The sequence below is a fragment of the Prevotella veroralis DSM 19559 = JCM 6290 genome (assembly GCF_000377625.1).
Lineage (GTDB): Bacteria > Bacteroidota > Bacteroidia > Bacteroidales > Bacteroidaceae > Prevotella > Prevotella veroralis.
The window spans coordinates 42,568-66,220 of the sequence record NZ_KB898338.1; the positions used below are offsets into that span (position 1 = coordinate 42,568).

At 42.3% G+C, this 23,653-nt stretch carries 21 protein-coding genes and 2 pseudogenes; 7 read left to right on the forward strand and 16 right to left on the reverse strand.

The genetic code is table 11. The annotated features are described in order from the left end of the window. Window positions 1-143: 143 nt before the first annotated feature. The 3 genes and pseudogenes from D464_RS12725 to D464_RS0111025 all read left to right on the forward strand — a co-directional run. Window positions 144-926: pseudogene (locus D464_RS12725) on the forward strand (site-specific integrase); the annotation flags it as partial. 13 nt (window positions 927-939) lie between these two features. Beyond that, window positions 940-2,202 carry a site-specific integrase gene (locus tag D464_RS0111020; RefSeq protein WP_018911425.1) on the forward strand — a complete coding sequence of 421 codons (1,263 nt, stop codon included), beginning with the start codon at window positions 940-942 and terminating at the stop codon, window positions 2,200-2,202. A 63-nt stretch (window positions 2,203-2,265) separates the two neighbouring features. Continuing rightward, on the forward strand, window positions 2,266-2,733 hold the full coding sequence (locus tag D464_RS0111025; protein WP_018911426.1) for a DUF1896 domain-containing protein: 468 nt from the start codon (window positions 2,266-2,268) through the stop codon (window positions 2,731-2,733). On the opposite strand, the gene D464_RS13465 is transcribed toward D464_RS0111025, so the two are convergent. Further along, window positions 2,718-2,963, reverse strand: coding sequence for a hypothetical protein (locus D464_RS13465; RefSeq protein ID WP_081618135.1), 246 nt, complete (start codon window positions 2,961-2,963; stop codon window positions 2,718-2,720). The two genes, D464_RS0111025 and D464_RS13465, sit on opposite strands and share 16 nt — an antisense overlap. A gap of 630 nt (window positions 2,964-3,593) precedes the next feature. Between D464_RS13465 and D464_RS13470 the strand changes: the two genes are divergently transcribed. The 4 genes from D464_RS13470 to D464_RS12735 all read left to right on the forward strand — a co-directional run bounded on the left by D464_RS13470 (window position 3,594) and on the right by D464_RS12735 (window position 5,267). Continuing rightward, complete coding sequence (locus D464_RS13470; RefSeq protein ID WP_018911428.1) at window positions 3,594-3,863, forward strand: helix-turn-helix domain-containing protein; 270 nt, start codon at window positions 3,594-3,596, stop codon at window positions 3,861-3,863. Between the two features lie 3 nt (window positions 3,864-3,866). After that, complete coding sequence (locus tag D464_RS0111035) at window positions 3,867-4,181, forward strand: helix-turn-helix domain-containing protein (RefSeq protein ID WP_018911429.1); 315 nt, start codon at window positions 3,867-3,869, stop codon at window positions 4,179-4,181. Continuing rightward, window positions 4,169-4,675 carry a DUF3408 domain-containing protein gene (locus D464_RS0111040; RefSeq protein WP_018911430.1) on the forward strand — a complete coding sequence of 169 codons (507 nt, stop codon included), beginning with the start codon at window positions 4,169-4,171 and terminating at the stop codon, window positions 4,673-4,675. Before D464_RS0111035 ends, D464_RS0111040 begins: the two co-directional genes overlap by 13 nt. Window positions 4,676-4,883: 208 nt before the next feature. Further along, complete coding sequence (locus D464_RS12735) at window positions 4,884-5,267, forward strand: plasmid mobilization protein (protein ID WP_051076973.1); 384 nt, start codon at window positions 4,884-4,886, stop codon at window positions 5,265-5,267. A gap of 51 nt (window positions 5,268-5,318) precedes the next feature. On the opposite strand, the gene D464_RS0111050 is transcribed toward D464_RS12735, so the two are convergent. From D464_RS0111050 to D464_RS0111125, 15 genes and pseudogenes are all read right to left on the reverse strand, one after another. Further along, on the reverse strand, window positions 5,319-6,245 hold the full coding sequence (locus D464_RS0111050) for a tyrosine-type recombinase/integrase (protein ID WP_024985977.1): 927 nt from the start codon (window positions 6,243-6,245) through the stop codon (window positions 5,319-5,321). A 304-nt stretch (window positions 6,246-6,549) separates the two neighbouring features. Further along, a pseudogene (locus D464_RS12740) lies at window positions 6,550-8,094 on the reverse strand (type I restriction-modification system subunit M). A 7-nt stretch (window positions 8,095-8,101) separates the two neighbouring features. Next, complete coding sequence (locus D464_RS0111065; protein ID WP_018911431.1) at window positions 8,102-8,758, reverse strand: cysteine peptidase family C39 domain-containing protein; 657 nt, start codon at window positions 8,756-8,758, stop codon at window positions 8,102-8,104. A gap of 12 nt (window positions 8,759-8,770) precedes the next feature. Beyond that, on the reverse strand, window positions 8,771-11,614 hold the full coding sequence (locus tag D464_RS0111070) for a type I restriction endonuclease subunit R, EcoR124 family (RefSeq protein WP_018911432.1): 2,844 nt from the start codon (window positions 11,612-11,614) through the stop codon (window positions 8,771-8,773). 39 nt (window positions 11,615-11,653) lie between these two features. Beyond that, window positions 11,654-11,872, reverse strand: a complete 219-nt coding sequence (locus D464_RS0111075) for a helix-turn-helix domain-containing protein (protein ID WP_024985976.1) — start codon at window positions 11,870-11,872, stop codon at window positions 11,654-11,656. Between the two features lie 407 nt (window positions 11,873-12,279). Next, window positions 12,280-12,459, reverse strand: coding sequence for a hypothetical protein (locus D464_RS0111080; protein ID WP_154649604.1), 180 nt, complete (start codon window positions 12,457-12,459; stop codon window positions 12,280-12,282). A gap of 7 nt (window positions 12,460-12,466) precedes the next feature. Next, window positions 12,467-14,944, reverse strand: coding sequence for an alpha-amylase family glycosyl hydrolase (locus tag D464_RS0111085; RefSeq protein WP_018911435.1), 2,478 nt, complete (start codon window positions 14,942-14,944; stop codon window positions 12,467-12,469). 596 nt (window positions 14,945-15,540) lie between these two features. Then, the gene (locus tag D464_RS0111090) at window positions 15,541-16,866 is read right to left on the reverse strand and encodes an MATE family efflux transporter (protein ID WP_018911436.1); all 1,326 of its coding nucleotides are present in this window, start codon (window positions 16,864-16,866) and stop codon (window positions 15,541-15,543) included. Window positions 16,867-16,870: 4 nt separating this feature from the next. Next, window positions 16,871-18,367, reverse strand: coding sequence for a CocE/NonD family hydrolase (locus tag D464_RS0111095; RefSeq protein ID WP_018911437.1), 1,497 nt, complete (start codon window positions 18,365-18,367; stop codon window positions 16,871-16,873). A 42-nt stretch (window positions 18,368-18,409) separates the two neighbouring features. Beyond that, complete coding sequence (locus tag D464_RS0111100) at window positions 18,410-19,033, reverse strand: nitroreductase family protein (protein WP_018911438.1); 624 nt, start codon at window positions 19,031-19,033, stop codon at window positions 18,410-18,412. A gap of 17 nt (window positions 19,034-19,050) precedes the next feature. Beyond that, window positions 19,051-20,145 (reverse strand): FMN-binding protein, encoded by a 1,095-nt coding sequence (locus tag D464_RS0111105; RefSeq protein WP_018911439.1) that lies wholly within the window; start codon window positions 20,143-20,145, stop codon window positions 19,051-19,053. A 70-nt stretch (window positions 20,146-20,215) separates the two neighbouring features. Continuing rightward, window positions 20,216-20,791, reverse strand: a complete 576-nt coding sequence (locus tag D464_RS0111110) for a flavin reductase family protein (protein ID WP_024985974.1) — start codon at window positions 20,789-20,791, stop codon at window positions 20,216-20,218. A 106-nt stretch (window positions 20,792-20,897) separates the two neighbouring features. Continuing rightward, complete coding sequence (locus D464_RS0111115) at window positions 20,898-22,193, reverse strand: alpha/beta fold hydrolase (RefSeq protein WP_154649605.1); 1,296 nt, start codon at window positions 22,191-22,193, stop codon at window positions 20,898-20,900. A gap of 123 nt (window positions 22,194-22,316) precedes the next feature. Further along, window positions 22,317-22,781, reverse strand: coding sequence for a TonB-dependent receptor (locus tag D464_RS0111120; RefSeq protein WP_238309162.1), 465 nt, complete (start codon window positions 22,779-22,781; stop codon window positions 22,317-22,319). 296 nt (window positions 22,782-23,077) lie between these two features. Next, window positions 23,078-23,506 carry a plasmid mobilization protein gene (locus D464_RS0111125; RefSeq protein ID WP_018911443.1) on the reverse strand — a complete coding sequence of 143 codons (429 nt, stop codon included), beginning with the start codon at window positions 23,504-23,506 and terminating at the stop codon, window positions 23,078-23,080. Between the last annotated feature and the right edge of the window lie 147 nt (window positions 23,507-23,653).

The window sequence follows — 23,653 nt, forward strand, 5'->3', positions numbered from 1 at the left end:
CTTTGCAGACAGAATAACAAGCGTTCTTTGTTAGGCAGAAAACAGCGAAGCCAAGTAGCTCGCTCGTTTCCAAATCGTTACCTGTTTAGTTGCACCAATAAGGTAACTTCTTTATTTTCAATAAGTTGTATTTTGATAACTATCTTGCTATGCAAAAAGCCGATACTGCCCTTATCAAAGACTTGGAGGAGTATTTTGCCAAAGAAAAGGGTTTTAAACTCAACACTTCGGCTGGTTATCTTACTATGCTGGCATCCCTACTCAAGGACCTGCACAAACGGCACATCATAGACATCTATCCTTTCATCGCTCACTCTATCCGCTGGGACGTGGGTACACTCCGATACATCACAAGGGAGGAAGTAAACAGAATAGCAGCATTAAGCGATAACGAACTGCAAGGCTACGAGCAGGTGTCGAGGGATATGTTTCTCTTTTCGTGCTATACCGGTCTTTCCTATACGGATGTGTACCACCTCACGGCAGAGCATATCATCCACGAGTCTGGTATGAATTGGATACGAAAGCCGAGAATAAAGACAGGCAATATATGCTACATTCCGTTATTGCCCGAAGCGTCCGCCATCATCGAGCGGTACAGGGGTATCCATACAAGGGCGTTCCGTCACGAACCGCCCAAAGGGTATCTGCTGCCCATACCGGGCTGCGATACGGTGAACATACACCTCAAAAAGATAGCACGGCTTTGCGGTATTCAGAAAACGCTGACTTTTCACATGGCAAGGCATACCTTCGCATCGCAGATGACGCTTTCAGAAGGCGTGTCTATCGAAAGCGTATCGAAAATGCTCGGACACAGCCAAATAAAGACCACACAAGTGTATGCAGAGACTTCTCCAGAGCGTATTTTTCGGGATGTGGAGAAGATTCTCCCTCTCATCGCACAATATCGTTTAATCAACTAAAAGTCCAAGAACAATGAAAAGTACATTTTCAATTCTATTCTATATAGACAGAAGCAAGACAAATGAGAATAACGAGTGCATTATACGCTGCCGTATCACCTGCAATGGTGCGTCTGCTTCATTCTCAACAGGATTGCACACCTCTCCCGATGATTGGCAATCAAAGATAGGACGTATAAAAGTGGCAGCTAACAGAGCGAATGATGTCAATCATCAACTGGACTCAATAGATAAACGACTTCACGCACTCTATGAACTCACGTTAAGAGAAGAGAACTACATCACGGCAGAATATCTTAAGGAGCAGTTCCTGCATCAAGGCAAATCTACCCCATCACTCATAGAGATTTACCAAGCTGTCTGCGAAAGTAAGGAGGAATTGCAGGGCAAGACTATAGGAAAGGCTACCGTCAGGGCTTTTAGGGACAGTAAGAAGAGCTTTTTACAATTTCTGAAAACAAGGGGAAATGAGGACTGTCTTCCCAAAGAAGCCGACAAGGACCTAATAGAAAGCTACCGTCTGTTCATGCTTAGGGACTTAAGAAACAAGGAAAGCACTGTCTCCAACCGTCTGCGCCACCTGCATCAGGTTATTAGAAAGGCACAGCAGGAGCGGTATATCTATGCAGACCCTTTTGAACTGATAGACATTGAAACGCCCACCTACGAGCGCAATGCCCTCACTTCTGACGATTTACACAAACTTCTCTCATATCGCCCTCACCGCTCGGTGGACAACCATTGCAGGCTCATCTTCCTCTTGGGCTGTTTCACGGGGATGGCTTTTTCAGACTTGAAGAAACTCCGAATGGACGATGTTTATACATTCGGGGATGGGCGCAGGTACATATCGCTCTGTCGCACAAAAACTCAGAACAGAAGCATTGTTCCTTTATTACCCATTGCCGAAGAGATACTCACCATTGTCAGCGACGGACAAAAGGAGGGTTTGCTCTTTCGTGAGTTCCCCACGAATAGCCATTTCAACCGCAAGATAAGGGACATCATCATCAAGGCTGGACTCCCATCTCATACCGAAGCCACCTCGCACACGGCACGACATACCTTTGCCACGACCATCTGTTTGGAGAACGGCTTGCCGATAGAAACCGTCAGTAAGATGCTCGGACACCGCTTCATTTCCACCACTGAACTCTATGCAAAGGTTAGCAAGAGCAAGATTGCACGTGAAATGCAGCCACTCATGGGTAGCAACACCACAAGGGAACTGCGAAAGGCCCTGCGTGTTTGTCCGCCAAGAAAGCCAAGAATATGATAAAATGATTTTCTTAGACCGTTAAACAACCATCATTAAGTATCAACACTGAATAAGGACAAAATGAAAAAGAACAACAAACAGGAACTTTCCTACTTTCGGTTGAAATTAAGAAGTTATATGAGTGAGCATCACCCCGAAAGATTGTACGACACGGAGTTTATCACCACACGAGCAGACATGGCTCTCACTGCTTACTGCGATGCAGTGGCACAAGGTTTTTCGCACCTCGAAGCAGAGAGCATAGCAAGCGAGGTATTGTATTATGGCTTGCATTTCTCCAAGTATGATACGCTTGTTTCCGTGTTGGAAAACGAGTTTGAAAGGGAACTGCCTGCACCACTCCCTGAGAAGCTCGTACCTATACTGTTGTCGAACAAGGCTGTTCAAGCCACATTCGACAAGTTCGGTTTGACGGACACATTTGCTTCTGACGAGCAATACGACCGTCTTTACACCGAACTCACAGGCACGATAGTGCTGCTTACCAAGAGCAATCATTTGCCAATAATCGGTCAGACGGAGGGGTAAGCCCAAAGGCGTTGTAAGCAAAGGCACACGCAAAGTCCCTGATGCCGTTTCTTATCGTGCAAAGGTACAACGGCAGCTAATCTGCCCTGACAAGGTCGAGTCCTGCGGATGGAGAGAAGAATCTCCACCGCAGGATTTTTCTGTTTCAAGGCGGTATTGCCATTTTCAATATCCGTGCGGTCGTATTCATCTCTCCCAACCTTGCAGGGCAGGGCTGCCGTAGAGAGCATAGGCACGACAAGAATACGGCATACTCAGGCTCTTTGGACGCAAGGCGTAACAACCAACAACAGATAGGACTAACGATAGTATTGTCAATCTGTTGTTTGTACAATTTGTTGTCCTGACTATCTGTTGTCAAAACTATCTGTTGTCATGACTATCTATTGTCAAAATAATCTATCGATAAAACTATCTATCTCTCGGTTTGTCGAACTATCGAATTATCGATAAAACAACAAAATAATAAAAGGAACGAGCCGGCACCTCTTCTCATTACCGCAATCATACCATTCTTATACAGAACATAAGAGTTTTTCAGCGACAGCTCCAAATCTGATAAGGAAAGCTACCAGCCTTTGGACTTAAAGCTTATGAGCTTTCTATAAAAAGCTTATAAGCAATCTATGAAAAGCTTATAAGTAATCTGACAAAAGCTTATAAGTTATTTACAAAAAGCTTATAAGCTTTTCTGACTAACAGACTAACTTCTCTTCTCTTCCTTCTATATCCTTGCTTTTCTGCGTTGCTTTGTTCAATGTAGTTCTACGCTTACCTTTGCACACAACAATAGTGGCAACAGACTGTATATGAGTTTGTTTGCCGAGTAACAATAAAGTAATCAAAACAAAATTAAGGCAATGAAACTCATTATCATCGACCGCAAAGCGTGGGAGCGACACCACTCCGAATTTGCAGACTTTATCCACAGTATCGAACAACTCATCGGCAATCCGCCCGAAACGGACGAATGGCTTGACAACGAAGCCGTGTGCAAGCGTTTGGGCATCAGCAAGCGTACCCTGCAATCATACAGAGATACGGGAAAAATCCCTTTCTCAATGATTGGACATAAGTGTTATTACAAGGAGAGCGACATCACAGATTTACTGAACGCAAAAACTGAATGAACTATGGCAGAGAACGAAATCGTTACACAGAAAGACCCTCAGATGCTGTTGTTTTCACAACTGATGGAAGGAATATTGAAGAAACTGGAGCGGTATTGCGCTACCGCCCGTCCGATGCTGGGCGGAGAGGTTTACCTCACTGGCGAGGAGGTTTGCAGCCAATTACGGCTCAGCACACGCACGCTCCAAGAGTACAGAAATGCAGGAATACTTCCTTTCTATAAAATCGGAGGGAAGATACTATACAAGCAGAGCGACATACAGACAATGCTTGAAAAACATTATAACGCAATACCCAAGAGATTATGGCAAGAATAGATGAACAAAGGAAACAGCGTCTGAAACAAGCCCTTCGAGATATGGGCAATTATGGCGTTAAGCTCCGCAAGCCCGAAGAGTTGCCCGATTTTGATCAGCCCATAGATTATGAAGAGGAAAAGAAAAGATTTGAGCCTGTTAAAGTTGAGGAACAAAATGACAAGGAGAGTCACAAGGACTATTCTCAACCGTCCTATCAAGAAACAGAGTTGTCACCAACGGAAAGGGCTACTTCTACCGAAGAGAATCATCAACGAATGGGAAAAACAAGGGACAGGAAGCAATTATCCGAGTTTCAGGGGAAATATCTCCAGCCCTTTCGCAACAGCCACCGCAAAGCCGTGTATGTATCAGAGGAAACTCAACGAAAGTTGGACTTCGTGGTGAGGAAAATCGGTGAGCAGGGAGCAAGCGTTTCAGGATATGTGGAGCAGGTGCTTCGAGAACATCTCGACCAATACAAAGATGATGTGGAAAGATGGCGGAAACTCTGAAGTACTGCATTCCTCGAATGCAAGCCTACGCCGAGTTGCTGTATTCAATGAATGCAGTAACACGGCATGGGCTTATAATCCCATTTTCTACATCAGCAAGGTGTGTCTTTGTGACACAAATTGCCGTTTGTCCCACAAAGACCCTTGCCCCGAGGGGGATTAAATCACTCCAAAGTCGTGATTAGGAAACAAACAAAACAATACAATTATGACCAAATTAGAAATAGCCAATGAGAATCGTTACGGACACCGAAACACTGTAGAAGTTCCACCCTGGGACAGATGGGACACCCGTATGCCCGATGTGAAAGACCAACTGCGTGCCATTGACCTATACAACAAATCGGGCGCAGTAAGCAAATCCGATTTTGTGCGTGCCCGAATACTCGGGGAAAGTTTCAAAGTAATCACAGTAGATAAGTCCGCCGTGGAGTATTATCGCAAGCTCTCCAAACTCACAGCTCAAGTACATAAGATTGGCACAAACTATAATCAAGTAGTACGTCTGATGCACCTTTATACGGCTGATAAAAGCGTAAAGGCGTTGTTGCATGAACTAATACGTCTGACAAAAGAACTCACCGTCTTTTAAGAGTTGACGGTGAGTTTGACAATTGACTATCGCAAAAAATGTAGAATAGAATTACTTCCTGAGGTATTTAAGCATCTGCGTAATACACCGCTTCTTCTGTTCGATATTGGGATGAACATAGAGGTTGAGAGTTGTAGTGATGTTCGAATGCCCGAGCAACACGCTAACCGTCTTATAGTCACAGTTACTTTCGATGCAGCGTGTGGCGAAACTGTGGCGCAGCCCGTGATATTTCAGCCGAGGAATGTTCAAATGCTTCATTAACCGATGATAATAGTTTCGATAGGTTCGTGGCTCAGTAGGTTTTTCTTCGTTGGTCAGCACATAGAAATTAATATTTACTACCTTTTTCAGTGGTTTCACCATAGCCAAGAGTTCTTTGTTCATTGGTATCTCACGGCAAGAGTTCTTGGTCTTTGGGCTGTTGATGACTAATTCTGTGTGCCTGCGTTCACCTTCTACGACGTAGATACGCTCAATGGTACGGTTTACGGTGATTATACCGCTGTCCGTATTGATGTCCGACCATTTTAAGCCGCATACCTCACCAATCCGCAAGCCTGTGGTTAGACTAATGTAGATGCCAAGGTTGCGAAATGTAAAGTTCTGCTTAATGAAATCGAGAATCTTTTTGTGGTGTGTCACTGTCAGCACCTCCATTTCTTTATTGATTACTGTAGTTGGATACTTGATGTCCCATTCGCAATAGTTCATCCAACCGTTCTTTACCCCGAACTTCATCACCATTTTCAACACAATGAGAATGTCCTTCACCGTTTTAATGCTGAGACCAGCATTAAGTTTTTGTAGCACAAATTCTTGTACAAGTTTTTCACTAAGACTGTCACAATCACCAAACGATGAAAGTATGTGATTTTCCAAAACTAACACATAAGCAGCGTATGTGGACTGCTTTACGTAGCGTTGCTTGTCTCTTTTCCAAGCCAACGAAATTTCTCTAATAGTTTTTGTTTTCATATTTAATCCTTAATATAGAAAAGGTACATAATAATTAGAGAAACGTATTAACTAATTTGGGACATTGAGGACTTTTTTTTCTTTATTTTCTGCCATAGTCATTATTCTTTAATTTTCTTGATGAGTTCAGTTGCTGCAATATCGTGCATGAGAGTAAAGCCGAACCACTTTTTACCCAAGTCCTTGATAGAAGCTCCAATATGAGGTCGCAATTTGCGACTAGTTCAGTTGATTGTCGTTTTGTATTTTCCTTATCTTTCGCCATAACTTCTTATTTTGACATTATAACTTGAGACCCAATATTTTACATTATCCCCAATTCTTTCAAATAACCTTCAATTTCTTTATCAAGATCGGCACGCTTGGCTTCCAGATCCTTGATTTCCTTCATTACGGCATGGATGTCAATAGGTTCTTCCTCCTCGAAAGTATCAACATAACGAGGAATGTTGAGGTTGTAATCGTTTTCGGCTATCTCCTCCAAGGTGGCTGTATTTCTCAATCTCCTTGCGATCGCGGTAGGTGTCAACAATCTTCTGTATATGCTGTGGGCGGAGCTTGTTCTGTGTCTTTATCTTCTCAAAATCCTTGCTGGCATCAATGAAGAGAATACTGTCGTCTTCCTTACGGCATTTCTTAAACACCAGAATACAGGTAGGGATGCTTGTGCCATAGAAGATGTTGGCAGGCAGACCTATGATAGCATCCACATAGTTTTTCTTCTCAATGAGGAAGCGGCGGATTACCCCCTCAGCATTTCCACGGAAGAGAACACCATGAGGAGCAACGCAAGCCATAGTTCCACCCTCGTTTAAGTGATAAAGCATGTGGAGGATGAACGCATAATCAGCTGTCTTGCGTGGAGCAAGCCGTCCTGCCTTGCTGAAACGGTCATCATTGTTGAACTTATCAGCAGCACTCCACTCAGCAGAGAACGGAGGGTTGGCAACAACTGCATCAAACTGAGTGTCACCAAAGGCATCGGCTTCGAGTGTGTCGCCATTCTCTATACGAAAGTTGCTGAATTTGATGCCATGAAGGAGCATATTCATGCGAGCAAGATTGTAGGTTGTGGGATTCTTCTCCTGTCCGAATATCTCATTAGCATGTCCTATACTTGCTGCACGGAGCAGTAAAGAGCCGCTACCGCAGGTTGGATCATAAACATTGCGAAGGCGTGCATGGCGAGGGTTACAATTTCAGCCAAGATACGGCTAACTTCCTGCGGAGTGTAAAACTCACCGGCTTTCTTTCCTGCACCGGCGGCAAACTGGCTAATCATATACTCATAAGCATCGCCAAGAATATCAATCTCTTGTGAAGCCTCTACGCCAAAATCTATGTCATCGAGGGCAAGAAGTACATTACTGACCAATGTATTTTTATCATCGGCTGTCTTTCCCAATTTAGGCGAGGCGAGGTCTATGTCTGAGAACAAACCGCCAAAGTCCTCTTCACTGTCTTGCCCCAGAGTACTATCTTCAATACGCTTCAAAGAACGCTCAAGTATCGGCAGGATATTTTCTTTCTTTTTAATACTCTCAATAACGGATGAGAACAAGAAACTGGGTTCTATGAAATAGCCAATATTTTCGATACATTCGGTCTTTACGCTCTCTTGTAGCTCTTCGATATCGGTATTTTTTTCCATTGCCCATAATTCTTTGAAGGTAACATCGTCATCCACTAAGGCGTCATTGGCATGTTTTTCAATCTTCTCTGACAGATATTTATAAAAGATAAAGCCTAATGTAAAATACATAAAGTCGCTTGCCGACATATTGCCACGCAACTTGTTTGCGACTTCCCAAAGCTGGTCACGGAGTTTCTGTTGTAATTCTTCGCTCATATTATTGTTATTTCTTATTTTCTATTATTAAAATATCTCTCAATGCCACTTTGTATGATTGGGATTTTGTTATGTTATCAAATGGAAATTCTGACTTGCTGTGTATATGTGAAACATCAATTATACAATTCCATGAAGAAAATGTAGGTGCTTCTTCACTGGGGTCTAAGCATAAGATTTTCATAATTGCACCATTCTTATCACAAAATTCGTAGCCAACAGCAAGCATGGCGTGAGCTCCATCAGTAAACACAGTTGATATTATAACCGGTTTGTCCTCATCAAGCGTATCTGCAATGAGACCAATAAGTTTCTCCTTGTCTCGTGGGTTTCTCCTTCTGACTCTTATCCCGAAACTTTGCTCGTTAATTTCTTTTCTAAGAGTTGAATAGGAATAGCCAGACCTTACCATTCCTTGCTCATCAAGAAAATGGCTTAAAAATTTTCCTTTGGGTGTTCTTCTGTCAGGCTTGTTGAATATATCCAAGTCTTCCTCGGTGACAGCACCAATGCACAACAGCGCCATAGACAAGGAATAAACAGCGCAAGCCCCATCCATATGTCCTTGACGTCTATGTAATATAACATATTTACCATTTGCATCCTTGACAAGTACACCTTTAGGACTTATCCGTATTGAATCTATTACTTTTATTGAACTCATATATGTTTTTAATTATTCCCAACTGAATGTTCGTATGATAGACTTCAAGCGTTCAAGTATCCTTGTCAATGTTTTGCGTTTTTTTATTAATCCTAAATGCTTTTCTTTCAACGCCTCTTGTATAATTTCTGGTTGTTCCTTTTGCAAGTAGTCATATTCAGACAAGTAATGATTGAGAACAGATACATCCAAACCCTCTTCTTTTGCAAGTTTATCTACTGCGTTGTTCCGCTCAGTCGTGATGTAATTGTTCAATCGTTCTTCAAGGTCGCTTGTACCGTCAAACTTCTGTTTGCGTGCCATAAAGTTATCTCGGTCATCATCGACGTTCTGCTGTATAAAGCCATCAATCAGTTTTGCCTTGTTACGTAACTCCGCATCTTTAATCATCGTATCAATAATATACGTACGTTTTTCCTTATAATCTGCGCTGTAAGGATTAAGATCAGCGATCAGTTCAAGTATGTAAGTTACATTGATAATATCACTATGCAACAATTCTAAACAGAAATCAATATCATCAATACCTGACTCTGTTGAGGTTTCCGTGGACTCTGTATCTTCGTCAGGCGTTTGATTTTCTTCTGAAGGCTTACTGCCACCGGCAAATGTATCGTAAATATCAAGGTATTTGCTTCGGAAGTCCATAAATTGCTGCTCTGTCATACCAAGATCCGCAGCATCTTCTTCAAATTCATCGTAAACCTGAATCTCTGCATGTTTCTTAATGACATCACGGAATGCAAGGATAAACAGCTTTTTATCTTTCTCGCTCTGCAACAAATCTATGCTGCTGGGAGTTGGGTATTGTTCTAAGAAGTTTGTCGTAAGTTCCTGATAATTCTTCTTGACTTCATTAAAAGGCGGACGGACAATATCTTCAAGATTATTGCTGTTACTGAAAAGCTTGATAGAAGCATCCACATTGCTTTTCAAATCACGGAAGCAAACAATCTTGCCAAAACGTTTCTTTTCATTCAAAACACGGTTTGTACGACTGAATGCTTGTAATAATCCATGATAGTCCATATTCTTATCCACATAGAGTGTATTGAGTTTCTTACTGTCAAAGCCCGTTAGGAACATGCCGACTACCAGACAGAGGTCAAGTGGCTTCATGTCTGTTTTCTTTTTCTTCATACGAAGATTGATGTCGTCATAATATGCACGGAAGTTTTCTGTAGTGAAACTTGTACCGAACATATCATTATAATCATCCATAATAGCCTGTAACTCATCTGCTTCGCCCGTACTTTCACTCACATAGCTACCAGTATTCATACCTGTAAGGGCATCGTCCTGACTGCTGTTAGATGCGTATGTAAACACGGCTCCTATTCTTATTTTGGGATTAAGACTCTTGAATATTTTATAATATCGAATAAGCGTTGACACAGACTGCACGGCAAACAAAGCATCAAACTCGCCATCAAATGTTGATTTATTGAAATTATTAAGGATAAATTTTGCAATTTCCGTCATACGGTTTTGGTTAGCATTATCTACATCGGCATTGCCATGATAATATTCTACGAGGAAACCAAGTACATTTTCATCAGCAATAGCATCCTTTATCAGATACTTGTGGAGGCAATTACCGAAGATTTCCTTTGTTGTATGACCATCCACAGCATTCTCAACGAAGATAGGTGTACCTGTAAATCCGAATATCTGTGTATTGTCGAAAAACCTGACAATATTCTTATGGCAATCTCCGAAATGACTGCGATGACACTCATCAAAAATCATCACGATACGAGCATGACGGATTTCTTCAATCCGCCTGCTATACCACTGCTTACTTACAGCAGCATTGAGCTTCTGGATGGTGGTGATGATAATTTTGGAATTACCATGAAGGCGCTTCACAAGTTCATCTGTGTTATCGGTACTGTCAACAGCACCTGGCTCAAATGCCTCATATTCGGACTGCGTCTGTGTGTCAAGGTCGTGCCTGTCAACAACAAACATAACCTTGTCCACATCGTCTAATTCGGCTACGAGTTGGGCAGCCTTAAATGAAGTCAGCGTTTTTCCCGCACCAGTTGCATGCCATATATAGCCATTGTTATTGGAATTTTTCACACGGTCAAGTATCTTCTCGACGGCATAGAACTGGTAAGGACGCAACACCATCAGGCATTTATCTCCTTCGTGCAGTACGATATACTTGCCTATTATCTTGCCTAACGTGCATTTATCAAAGAAGCTGGTGGCGAACTTTTCCAATTCATTGAAAGGTACATTATCCGCATCTGTCCAATTGAACGTGAATTTGTAGCCACTATTCGGATTGTTGGCAAAATAACGCGTGTTCACTCCGTTGGAGATAACAAACAGCTGCACATAGTCAAACAGTCCATGGAACGAGGTCTTATGATAGCGTTGTATCTGGTTGTAAGCCTGTTTCAGCTCTACCCCTCTGCGCTTCAGCTCTATCTGAACCAAAGGTAAACCATTTATCAGTATCGTCACGTCATAACGACACTTCTTTCTTCCTTCAACAGTAATCTGATGGGAAACCTGAAACTCGTTCTGACACCAGTGGATGCGGTTCAGGAATTCCACCCACAGGCGTTCTCCATCATCCAGTTCAAGTGGAAAGAGGTCACGAAGTTTCTTTGCCTTTTCAAAACGTGTGCCACCCTCAAGATAAATCAGGATTTTCTCAAATTCGGCTTCGGTAAACTCGGTGCGTCCAGTTTCTTCCAGTCTCTTCCTGTTATGTTTCTCAAGTTGACTTTTGAAATTTGCATGGAGATTTTTCTCTTCTTCAATCTGTACATATTCATAGTTCATTTGCTGAAGAGTAGCAATAAGTCCGTTCTCAAAAGCAGCTTCACTTTGTACTGGCATATTTATTATTCTTTGGTTATTATTTGTTAACATATAAGGTTATTCTTCGGTTGACCTAAGTAATTCTCTCACATCAACCTTTAGCACCTTGGCGATTTCAAAAAGGTTCTCAAGGGACGGCTGTACTTTATTGGAACACCACCGAGAAACGGTATTCTCTGTACGACCTATTTCATTCGCCAGCCATTTGCCAGACAATTGTTTTTCTGCCAAAACAGCTTTAATCCTATTTATCGCCTTTTTCTGTTGATTTATCATTGTATATTGCAGAATACATAAGTACAAAGATACACTTTTAAGGTTGTTTGTCCAAACATATTTAAAAGTAATTGTTTTGTCTTTCAAAATTCTTGTTTTAGAATTGTATTTCATTGGAAAATGATTATCTTTGCATTATAAGATTAAGTGTTCTTTGAGGCAATGCAGAATAAAGAAAGGAAAAGAAACTCACTCGTTTCCAACTCGTAACCCTTTTATCCTTTATTCTTTCTTAGTTCTCTGATTATCTGAAAGATTCAGATTTTTGAATCTTTTATTTGCTTATCAAGTAGATTGTTTATCTTTGTAACGAAAGTGTAACAGGCTACGTCAAGTTGAAAGACAAACAAGATGAAGACAAGCAAATAAGAGATTCAGGCTCTAACGTCCTATAGGAGTTAAAAAAGTTATAAATTGTCGTATACGTCTTCTTTCTCCCAAAAGTCGAAATTATATTCCTTTGCCCCAGCTTCTGTTTCGTTAGGGGCTTCGGGAGCTGTAATAGTGTTCTCTGAAAGATTATCCAATAGGCTTTCAGTCGTTATCGTATAAATATCGATTATAGGATTTAAGTATTGTTTTTTCATCATCTTATTATTTTATAAAAATCTTTTTTCCTTTGTAGATGTATATACCCATGGGGAGTTTTGATTGTGCGAAACGCTTTCCAAGACATAAACCATTCAGGGTATAGATGTCGTCATCACTGTCTAAGGTGAGTGTACTCAAACCCGTAGTTTCATCGGCAATCTGCATCTTGGCAGGTGCTATTGCATTTGATTTTGTTTGGAAATAACAGCGATAGGCAGGGATAACGACACCACCATCGTTGTTAGCCTTTACAAAGCTACCATTGGCTGCAGAATAGATATAATAGGATGTTTCGACTGTTGATACCTTCTTTATCTTGGTCATTGTACCCACAAAGCTGTATTCGCCTATCGTTACAGGAATGGCATTGCCAGAGAGGACTGCCTTATTTTGGAAAGGATGAAGGCTTTTCTCGGTGCTGTTGGCAATAAAGACGTAAGGCTTAAAAGCCTCGATTGAGTTGCACGATTTTAAGGTGAAGATGCCGTTTGCAGCACCTGTCAGCTGATAGAGCTTTCCGTTGAGCTGTGCAGCTTCTGTCGGACTGATGTTGAAAGGCAGACAGAGCGTACTCTTCACATTCTCCTTAAATTCACGTTCAAAGATATTGTCGGTGTTGCTGCCAGTACTGGTCATTGCCGTCATCGTGTAATAGCCGCCATTGGTGAAGGCATATTCATTGCTTTTCTGTGTACCTGTGGCTACTCCGTCATTAAACATAATCATTGTAGGTATGCCCGTAGCATTGCAGGTCCACTTCCATATTTTGTTGCCATTGGCTGCCTTTCCGATGTATTCGCACTGCTGTCCCGGCCAGCTTCCACCTGTATAATTAGAATGGTTATCCCATGCCCAGCAAGCAACTTTGCTCCATGATGCAGGCGACTCAAAGAAAGCTACGGTTTCGTTGTTCTTAAAGGTGAGCAAATCAACTTCTCCGGCTACGTCTTCTTTCTCATATTGTGCGGTGTTATCCGTAGCATTGTTGTTGCTGTAGGTATAGAAGACATCCTTTGTAATACCTTTAATATCGCCTGTCTTCGTAGCATCGCCACCTTTATTGAGCAGAAAGTTGAGTCGGTCGGTCTTGAAGGTCATATAATAGAAAACCTTATCACCCACCATTCTTTTCTGTGTCAACAGACTTCCCGGATAACCATCAGTGAGTGGACTATTATCGTCCTGCCACGCATAGAGATAAAGTGGTTGCTCGTTTGCTTCCACATAAACAGTGACATCCTTGGCAGGATTCGTTTCCTTATAGAAAGCATAGTTTGGGTTTTCTGCCGTTCCTGCTGATACGAGGGTGTAGCCTTCAGTGTTAACTCCCTGTGGATAACCACTGATAACCATAATCTTACTCTTCTCACCCTGCACGATTGTCACATATCCACCATCGTAGTACTTGCCAGAGACAATCCGACTCTGATTGGTGATACCAGCCTCGTTACGTGCAGCAATCATCTTCTGCAGCTCCGTTTGATAGGCTTTCCAATGAGGAAGGAAGATGCAAGGTGTACCCGGCATTGCCAAGATGAAAGCATTGGCAGCTAAAATATTGTTCTGCAGTTTCTCACCGTTTTCGTTGCGATAAGTATCGTGATTGTCAATAAAAGTCACCGCATAGCGACTCATATTAGGGTCACCAGCCACACCCTTATTGGTCAGTGCACCCCAATTACCGTTTCCGAAGGCGTTGTTAATGATATATTTCAAAGGGAAATCGAAAGCTGCTGAGGTGTATCCTGTGCCTTTAATCCAGCCTACTACTTTATTATAATCGGTGTCCCAATACTCTCCAACAGAAAATTCCGGTTTAGCATCTTCGTTGTATATCTTGATAAACTCCGCACCATAGCCCTTCACCATATCGTATCTGAAACCCTTATAGCCCATCTCCTCCTTGAGGAACTGCAGATAGGTTTTTACGTTCTTCTGCACATTCTCGCTCGTATGGTCTAAGTCACGATAGCCGAAGTGCTCGCCTGTGTCGTAATTGCCAGAAACAGGGAACTTGTCTTTTGCCTCGTCATCTCGGCAGATATCAGCCAATGACCATTTAAGTTTCTTCCCATTCCATTCCTCTTCTGGGAAGTCGCACCAGTCAGTGTTACCGCTCTTATGATTTATCACCACGTCCTCTATCACGGCTACATTCTTAGCATTAAATGTGGCAATCATCTGTTTAAGTTCGTCCTGCGTACCGAAAGAGCTATTCTGCTTGAACCACCATACAGGGTTGTAGCCCATACTCTTGCTATCACCATAGGTATTACAGAAACCACTCTGTGGCACCCAAATAGAATTAAAACTCTGGCTGATAACATCAGCTTGTGATTGCAGTTTCGTCCATTGGCTGTCCTCATAGGAGTCCCAATAGAAGCCTTGTAGCATAACTCCTTGATACTTAGCAGGCCACCCCTGACTAAATCCCTGCTGCAACGTCAGCAGGAATGAAAATAGTAAAAGTAATCGTTTCATTTTTGAATAAATTAGGTTTTGTTTGCAAATATAGCGTTTTTAAAGCTTATTACTCAGAGTCAATGTAACTATTCTATACTTTATAATGCGCAAACGTTTGCAGGACAAAGAAAGCACAACACATGTCATTCCCTCTGTTTATCATATACAGTCTGCCGCTTTTTATCTTCCTATCGTCTTAGCTTTTTACCTACCTATACCCCAACTACTCCCGTCCCAGCAATAACATTCTGTGTTCTCCATGCTTTCTGTGTGACTTTCCATTAATGTTCTAAACTCACAAGATAAAACTCATCACCCAAAAAAACTTTTCGTTTTGACACTTCTCATTCTGAAAAATACTTACATAATTTCGGATAAAACATCTATAAATTAAGATAAAAATGCGCATAAATAGCAAGCTCACAACCAACAGTAAATCAATCAGTTATAAAGTCACACAACAAAGGTGCTTAATTGGACTTCAAAAGGGCGTTAGTAAGACTTCAAAAGGGCGTCTTTTAGAAGCCAATTGGGCGTCTTTTACGATGCTATTAACGCCCTATTGAAATCGGAGGTGTGAAAAATTACGACAAAGTTATTTGCTTAAACAACTTTTATCTCATTTCTTTGAAGGCTGACCACACAATAGGGATTGTCACGATTAGTGAGATAATATCACTTACAGCCTGGCAAATTTCAACCCCAAAAAGTCCGTAGAAGTAAGGCAGTACAAATATCAACGGTATGAAGAACAGACCTTGGCGAGAAGCAGCAAGGATGTTCGCACGGATAGTCTTTCTACACGTCTGCATCATCATGTTTGCCATCATCATAAAACTGCAGGCTGGGAAAATTATCATCTGGTAGCGTAGTGCCGGAATACCGATGGCAATTACCTGCGGATCATCACGGAAGAGTGAGACCACTTCACCGCTGAAGATGATAAGAATCACCGACCAAAACAATAGGAAGAACGTTCCTATCTTCGTACTGAACCAGAATCCCTCCTTCACTCTGTCATATAGTTTTGCTCCATAACAGAATCCACACATCGGTTGGAAGCCCTGTCCTAATCCGACAATGACGCTGAATATAAACATACTGATACGCGTCACGATACTCATTGCAGCAATAGCCGCATCGCCATAATTACCTGCTACACTGTTAAGGGCTATCGTACTGACACTTGCCAAGCCCTGACGAGATATAGAGGGAGTTCCACCAGCTATGATTTCTTTTACAAATCGTCCCTCAAATGAGATACGACGATGTGTGTAATGTATCACACCTTCCTTCTGACTCATTATCAGCATGATAACAAATCCAGATATCTGACCAATGACTGAAGCCACTGCAGCGCCGCTCACACCCATAGAAAAACCAAAGATGAACACAGGGTCAAGAAGGCAGTTGATAATCGATCCGCTGATAGCACCATAAACAGAATACTTCGTAAAGCCCTGAAAACGCATTTGATTATTGATGCAGAAAGTACCCATGATGAAGGGAGTACCCAGTAGACTGATGCCCAGATATTGACGAGTATAAGGTAGAATTGTTGGCGTACTACCTAAAAGGATGCTGATAGGTTCAAGGAAAATCCATCCAAGTAGCATGACAATCAGCGAGAACACCAGTGTGTAGAAAAGTCCAGTGCTTGCCATCACCTCTGCATCCTTGGTATTCTGAGCACCCAACTGGCGAGAAATATAATTGCCCGAACCATTACCAAAGAAAAAAGAAAAGGCCTGTATGAAGAACATCACACTGAAAACGACACCTACCGCAGCAGTGGATTGCGTATTAATCTTACCTACAAAAAACGTATCGACCAGATTATACATACTGGTCAGCAGCATAGAGAAGATGGTAGGTATAGCCATGGCGCCTATCACACGATGGACAGGCGCCTGGGTCAGGAATGTATATTTATCGCTCACTGCTTTATTTTACAATCTTAGCTATCCAGCTGAAGAGTTCTTTCAGGGCATAGTCGCCACTGTGAGGACGGTTCCAAGGTAGCTTGAAGTTAACATCCTTACCTGCGTTCTGCAGTTTTGTTGCCAGATTGATAGCGATAGGGAAAGCAGTATCACGGTCGCGAGCACCATGTCGGATATACCAGTGAGGAGCAACAGAGGTAGCTGCGTCACCGATGAAATACATAGGGTTCAGCAGACGAACATTCTCTTTTACCTCGTCAGACAATGTGCTACCCGTCTTTGCAGCAGCCCATGCCGTAAAGTTAACATCAGAGCCTTGCTCGTTTCCAAACTCACCGTTCTCACCACTTGCAGCTGCTCCGTCCACGTTATAGCTGTCAAAAGCTGGTACACCCTTGAGAGCTTGCGTACTTACTACGTAATTAAGATACTTGTTCATATCAAGGTCTGTGATGTATTCACCAACCCTTTTTCCGCCACCCATCATCATCGGAGGCATACCGCCACCCATTCCTGCAGGTCGTGCCATACCTACACCGCCATTGATAGGAGCCTGAAAAGCTGCCTCACTGCTGAATGTAAAACCGATAGAATCAGGAATGTCTGCACCTGCATCTTTAGCTTCCTGAGCACTACGGATAATAATCTGCTTGATATAGTCAAGATAATTGTCAGCATTTAGCAGTGTACCATCAGTCTTCTTCAAGCCAAGTGAGTTGATATAAGATGGGAACTGTGCTGCCAATTCCTTTATCAATGTCTGCTTACTTGCAGCAAGACTCTTACGACTATCAGTATTGCCATACAGCCATTCGTATGCCATATCCGCATGATCGAGGTCGGTAATCGGGCAGTAGCATACACTCGCAAAGACATCATCACGTCCGTCGGCTGCACCCATAGCCTTAAGCAGGGGCTCATAGGCAGGGTTATTTCCTGTTGCACCCATCAAGCTCGACATCGCTCCACCTGCACTTGTACCGTCAGTAATAATCTTCTCCGTATTACCCGGTATCAGGTTATCAAAGTGACGCAGGTAACGGATAGCCGCTTTTAAGTCGAGTAGGGCTTTCGGAGCACGACCAGTATAAACCGTCTTCTTTCCTTTCTTTACGGTAGAAGTACGGCCACGGCTACCAGGAATAACGAGAACATAGCCCTCAGCCAAAGCGCGTCCGCTGGCATCCTGTGCTTGTGGGTCACCTGCCTGACTTGCCATATAACCTCCCACGTAGGTGCGGAGGAAGATAGGTGTCTGCTCGTTAGCCCCTTCTGGCACAAAGATATTCATATACTGATAGGTAGAGTCCTCTACATTGGTAACAAAATAAAGTTTATTATAAGCCGTGTAGTTTACCACTTTGCCATCAGGCATTGTCAATGATGCCTTCACTCCACTCTCAGGATTAAACTGCAGAGCACTTGTCTTTGGTTTCTTAGCAGCATTCACATTCATTGCGAGCATCATTCCTAAGGATGCAATCATTAGTTTCTTCATATTTATTGTTTTTATTGAAATTGCTTTTATATCTTACGCTTATTACTCCTCACCATAGGTGTTGTATGAAATGTTTTCCGTATTCCATTTATCCTTCGGACTCACATCAGCATCAGGATAACCAATGACAATCGTGTTTAGAGGAATTAACGACCCTGGGAGTCCGAGTACCTTAGCCACGTCAGCACAACGTTCTTTGGAAGGATAGATGCCTGTCCACACGGCTCCAAGTCCCATTCCTGTAGCAGCCAAGAGAATATTCTCCGTTGCTGCAGAGCAATCCTGAATCCTGAACTCACGTGCATTACCTTCAGCCGCCTTTTTCATATCACCACAAACAACGATAGCCAGTGGAGCCTTTGCAGCCATAGCAGCATAGGGATTAGCCTCAGAAAGCTTTTGTAGCTGCCCTTTATCCGTAACAACAACAAAATGCCAAGGCTGTTTGTTCATTGCTGTTGGGGCAGCCATTCCTGCACGAAGCAGTTTTCCTATCTTCTCCTTTTCAACAGGTTTGTTCTCATAAGAGCGGATAGATGTGCGCTTGAGAATCGTATTGAGTACTACCTCGGAGCTATCTTGTTCCTTCCCTTTGTCATTTCCAGTTACAGCAAGTTTATAACTAAGGAATACAAGTGCAATGGCAAGCACTGCATTGATAATCATTGAAATCTTTATATCGGTTATTTCTTGTTTTTTAAAGTTGACTGTTGGCTATATTTAAAGAGCGAACCTGTTGGGCAAACAAAGCGACAGTAAGGTCGCACAATCACCGTGGAGAGTGCCACAAAGACGACAGCAATAACGATAACTACCCACGAGGCAGACTGGAAAACAAAAGCAGAGAATGGCTCATAGTCAATCCAATCGAACCATACACCTGTCCACAGACATAGCATAAGGACTGCCCACAGCAGCTGTCGGAACAGATCTAAACGTTTAGTCGTCTTTGGCTTCATTTTGATTTTATAGCCTACACATTTCCCAGCAAGCTCTTGCAGCGAACCAAATGGACATACATGCGTACAATAATATGATTTCTTGCCAAAGAGGGGATACACAAACGCGGTGATAAGCATAATGACGGGTACTATCAGTGTCAGCACATTCATACCATTTGACATATAACTAACGATTGACGTATAGTTCAGGAACGAGCCACACCAGAAGCCCAATACTATCACATTGAGAATCTGTTGGCTTATCCTGTATCGTCTATCCTTGACAAAGAGCGGTACGATGGCAGCCAAAAGTACTATTATCAGTCCTGCTATAGCCTTACTTGAGAAGTCCATCTCCGCCCATATTGAATCCTGTACAGGATTCTTTGCAGCATACTGAAGACCACGTTGCACGTTGCCAATGATAGCCTTTGACGAGAATGTAGCACCTGACACGGCATCCACTTTCAGTTTCTGTGCCTCTGCAACAGTACGCCCGTTCCACTTGGTCAGAAGTGCTGAAGCCTCCTTAAAGAAGTCGGGTGTCTCTGAATTTTCAAGTGCCTTGATACTCTTTACCCTACCATCTTCCAAGATAATCTCCAAGGGAACGGTTCCCCCATAGCCTATGATGTCCTTACCAAGTTCAGTAGTATTCAACCGTACCGAACCATCTTCAAGGACAACCATTGTCTCTGTCTTTGTCGAATCTGCCTGTTGCTGCTTCAATTCACGTCCTACGACCTTTCCGTCTCTACGGATACTGACTGCCATAACCAGCAGAACACAGGTCAGCAAAGATAGCAACTGCTGTAGCTTTCCTGAATAATTGCTCATATTATTGTCTTATAATCTTTCCTTCATACACCTTCCACATCAGCTTTAACGTCTGATATGAAAGAGGTTTTTATTTCTTCCACACACCTACAACCTCACCAATATACATCGAATGGATACCTGCAGGGAAGTTGCTGTATGTCTTCTTTGGAACATCATTGCGGAAGTTCTTTTCCTCAAAAGGCGCAGCATACATGACCTCACACTCTATCACCGCATCAGCTTCCTTGAAATAAGGAGTGCCATTCTTGGTATAAGCCACGTGCAAACCTAATGCTTTCGCTTTGTCGCCATCACGACCGCTATGCTTACCCATATACTGTACCACATTAATATCAGAGAACTGCATCACTGTGAAGTATCTTGACTTCTCCATAAATTGGTGTGTAAATCTCTTCGGTGCCACATATACTGTTACAACTGGGCGGTTTCTTCCCCAAAGTGTTCCCATTCCGCCCCAGCCGATAGTCATAGCATTATAGCTATCCTTATCACCTGCAGCAAGAATAGGGGCATCTAAAAAGTAAGTAAAAGGATTTATCTCAAAGCTATTCAGCACTTCAACCGCCTTAAAGCCATATTCTGTCTGTGCATTGATATTCAGCATTGACAAAGCTAATATCAGTGATAATAATATACGTCTCATATCTTATCTTTAATTTCTTATCGTTTATTACTTCTTAGCTTCTATCGAAACGTAACATAACTTAATATAACGATAGTTACTGATATTACTTATTGTATCGACTGTTCTACCAGTTGTCAACATAATCAAAGAGATGTTTTACGGTGTCGCCATAGCTGGTATTGTTATACTTTTCCGCATCTTTGTCTGGAGTGAAGTTATGACTGGCCCCCTCAACAAATGCTATGGTCTTATCAGTTGATGCACTATGATGATAGATTTCCTCTGCAGCCAGATACTCATAGCTACCCGTCATACCCATAAACAAAGAAGGAATGGTAATACCCTCACTGTTGCCAATAGGGTTGTTGATGTTGGATGTCCAATGTATTCCCTGCAATCCATCCTCATTAACACGGAAGTTAGCATCTGTTGTGATAGCGCAGGTACTGAGAAATCCTCTAACCGTAGTATTCAGAGAAGCTGCCAGGCGTTCAGAGCTACCTATCATACCGAATGGAGCCCTTACGCTTTTAACTATTTCATTCTTAACACTTCCATCTGCTTTGATGATTGGCCACGCCTGTTTTGTATGTGAAAGCAAGGAGAGATCTTGTGGAATAAGTTTGTTATACAATCGCATCTGAGCAGCACCAGCCACAACAAAGGGTTCGTCATCAGAAAACTTGCCTTTGCCAGCCTCTATCAGAGCTAACCTTTCGTTAGCCATTGCCATTAAGGTAAGCAGACGGCTTCGCTGTGCTTGGTTATAATTTGAAACAAAAGAATTCTTATAAACAGAATTGCCACCAGCTACATAACCATTCGCTGTATCCTTCAGATTATAGCGAACTGTCACATTATTGCCCTTATCTTGTTCTGTAATGTTCGGGTCTAAGCTTATAAGTGTCATCACTGAATTGCCGAAATTAGCATCAAGCAACATAACACCATCCGCCTTAGGCAGGTTAGCAAGCTTTTCTGACCAGTCGTTATAGAGCTTTCCTTCAAATGCGTCCTTACCTTTTTCTGCTACCAACTGATAAGCAGTCATTACAGTTGCACCACCAGAGTGTCCTAAAAGTATTACCTTCTTGATATCAGGTTGCTGACGAAGATATGCGACGCAAGCCTTGATGTTCAATAGTTTCTCACTGATTAATTTTCCCTCTTTGGGTGCTGTAGCAATGACGGTATAGCCACGCTTTGCCAACTCTGGATTGGGCAGAAAGCCCATATAATCTTCATCAGAGTGCATCACGACAACACCGATACCAGTTTTGGTAGTTTTAGTTGTTGGCTGATAGACCACAGCCGACTGATGACTTAACTTTACATACTCCGTAGAATAGGCAGCACCTTCTGCCATAACAGGAACCATATTCATCACAAGTCCCATAACAAATAATAAAATTTTCTTCATTGTTTTGACTCCTAAATATTACTACTATCATATATCCATACACACGTGTATGGACAAAAATGGAGTTACTTCGGCTGAGATTGAATGCCCTGGTTTCTACCAAAACCATCTATATGACGACTACTAATAACGAAGGTTTAATCCCATCCCTCTAAAACTCGATGATGCACCATCCATCGGTACACCATCGATGAATAGCTTTACGTGTTTTCCCGTAAATCCATTAAGATTAATGCTTGTGCCAGATCCAAGACCTCCGTCCTCACGTACTTTCACACCTGGCACATGATCAAGGACATGCGCCAAATCGAGGTTGGTATTACGCAAGCGTCGGGTGTCTACCGCCAAAACATTGAATGCCGAGGAATTGACACGCTTCACTTGGTTGCCACGAGCCACTACTTCATCCAAATGCTGGACTTGCTTAAATTTGTCACCATGCAGATCTGTTCTGCTGTTATCCTGCAGATGTGACTTACTGTAATCATTTTTTAGGGAGTCAGAATCGTGCTGTGCCCATGCTACAGTTGTAATAAACAATGTACATAGAGCCAATACGCCCCTACACATATAATTGCTTCTTATCATATCAAAGTTATTCCCGTTTTAATGGAAAATAATTTGTGGTACCATAAGGAGTAATTATACGTCGGGCCTAGCACATTCTTAGCAATATAAATATAACAAAGCTTCTTTTATACCTTTATTATATAATATGTAAGGAATGATATGGGCAATGACTGTTTCTCGCTTATCCGTTGCTTTATTCCATCCTTTTTCAAACTGAGGTGAGATGTTTACCAATCTTCTCTGTCTGATTTGCGAGTGCAAAGGTAGCAATTATTCTAAAAACTCACAATATCTAAAAATAATGACTTAGCGTATCAAACCTCCTTTTCCTTTCTGAATTCAATCGTAAGGTCCATTGCTTGTTCCTGTATGGATTTTATTTCATTGGTAAGGTTTATAAGCTCCCGCAACAATGCTTTTACGCTTTTATCAGCCGTATAAAGGTGCATCAGACATACTACTTGATTATAGTTTGTCCCAATCCTATGTACTTGAGCTGTGAGTTCGGAGAGCTTGCGGTAATACTCCACGGCAGATTTATCCACCGTTATCACTTTGAAACTCTCCCCAAGAATACGGGCGCGAACAAAATCGGATTTGGATTTTGAGCCTGACCTGTGATAGAGGTCTATCACTCGTATTTGGTCTTTCGGGTCTGGTAAACGGACGTGCCAATCGTCCCACTTGTCGGGCATATCACCATACTTTTTCGCTACTCTTTTCCTTGATTTATTGCTTGCCATATTCTCTTGTTTTTATTTCTCTAATCACGACTTCGGAGTGATTTAATCCCCTTCGGGGCAAGGGTCTTTGTGGGACAAACGGCAATTTGTGTCACAAAGACACACCTTGCTGATGTAGAAAATGGGATTATAAGCCCATGCCGTGTT

Excerpts from the sequence above, each read along its gene's own strand:
- D464_RS0111020 (WP_018911425.1), top strand. The coding sequence starts at position 940 with ATGAAAAGTACATTTTCAATTCTATTCTATATAGACAGAAGCAAGACA.
- D464_RS0111025 (WP_018911426.1), top strand. The coding sequence starts at position 2,266 with ATGAAAAAGAACAACAAACAGGAACTTTCCTACTTTCGGTTGAAATTA.
- D464_RS13465 (WP_081618135.1), bottom strand. The coding sequence starts at position 2,963 with ATGCTCTCTACGGCAGCCCTGCCCTGCAAGGTTGGGAGAGATGAATAC.
- D464_RS13470 (WP_018911428.1), top strand. The coding sequence starts at position 3,594 with ATGAAACTCATTATCATCGACCGCAAAGCGTGGGAGCGACACCACTCC.
- D464_RS0111035 (WP_018911429.1), top strand. The coding sequence starts at position 3,867 with ATGGCAGAGAACGAAATCGTTACACAGAAAGACCCTCAGATGCTGTTG.
- D464_RS0111040 (WP_018911430.1), top strand. The coding sequence starts at position 4,169 with ATGGCAAGAATAGATGAACAAAGGAAACAGCGTCTGAAACAAGCCCTT.
- D464_RS12735 (WP_051076973.1), top strand. The coding sequence starts at position 4,884 with ATGACCAAATTAGAAATAGCCAATGAGAATCGTTACGGACACCGAAAC.
- D464_RS0111050 (WP_024985977.1), bottom strand. The coding sequence starts at position 6,245 with ATGAAAACAAAAACTATTAGAGAAATTTCGTTGGCTTGGAAAAGAGAC.
- D464_RS0111065 (WP_018911431.1), bottom strand. The coding sequence starts at position 8,758 with ATGAGTTCAATAAAAGTAATAGATTCAATACGGATAAGTCCTAAAGGT.
- D464_RS0111070 (WP_018911432.1), bottom strand. The coding sequence starts at position 11,614 with ATGCCAGTACAAAGTGAAGCTGCTTTTGAGAACGGACTTATTGCTACT.
- D464_RS0111075 (WP_024985976.1), bottom strand. The coding sequence starts at position 11,872 with ATGATAAATCAACAGAAAAAGGCGATAAATAGGATTAAAGCTGTTTTG.
- D464_RS0111080 (WP_154649604.1), bottom strand. The coding sequence starts at position 12,459 with ATGAAAAAACAATACTTAAATCCTATAATCGATATTTATACGATAACG.
- D464_RS0111085 (WP_018911435.1), bottom strand. The coding sequence starts at position 14,944 with ATGAAACGATTACTTTTACTATTTTCATTCCTGCTGACGTTGCAGCAG.
- D464_RS0111095 (WP_018911437.1), bottom strand. The coding sequence starts at position 18,367 with ATGAAGAAACTAATGATTGCATCCTTAGGAATGATGCTCGCAATGAAT.
- D464_RS0111100 (WP_018911438.1), bottom strand. The coding sequence starts at position 19,033 with ATGATTATCAATGCAGTGCTTGCCATTGCACTTGTATTCCTTAGTTAT.
- D464_RS0111105 (WP_018911439.1), bottom strand. The coding sequence starts at position 20,145 with ATGAGCAATTATTCAGGAAAGCTACAGCAGTTGCTATCTTTGCTGACC.
- D464_RS0111110 (WP_024985974.1), bottom strand. The coding sequence starts at position 20,791 with ATGAGACGTATATTATTATCACTGATATTAGCTTTGTCAATGCTGAAT.
- D464_RS0111115 (WP_154649605.1), bottom strand. The coding sequence starts at position 22,193 with ATGAAGAAAATTTTATTATTTGTTATGGGACTTGTGATGAATATGGTT.
- D464_RS0111120 (WP_238309162.1), bottom strand. The coding sequence starts at position 22,781 with ATGATAAGAAGCAATTATATGTGTAGGGGCGTATTGGCTCTATGTACA.
- D464_RS0111125 (WP_018911443.1), bottom strand. The coding sequence starts at position 23,506 with ATGGCAAGCAATAAATCAAGGAAAAGAGTAGCGAAAAAGTATGGTGAT.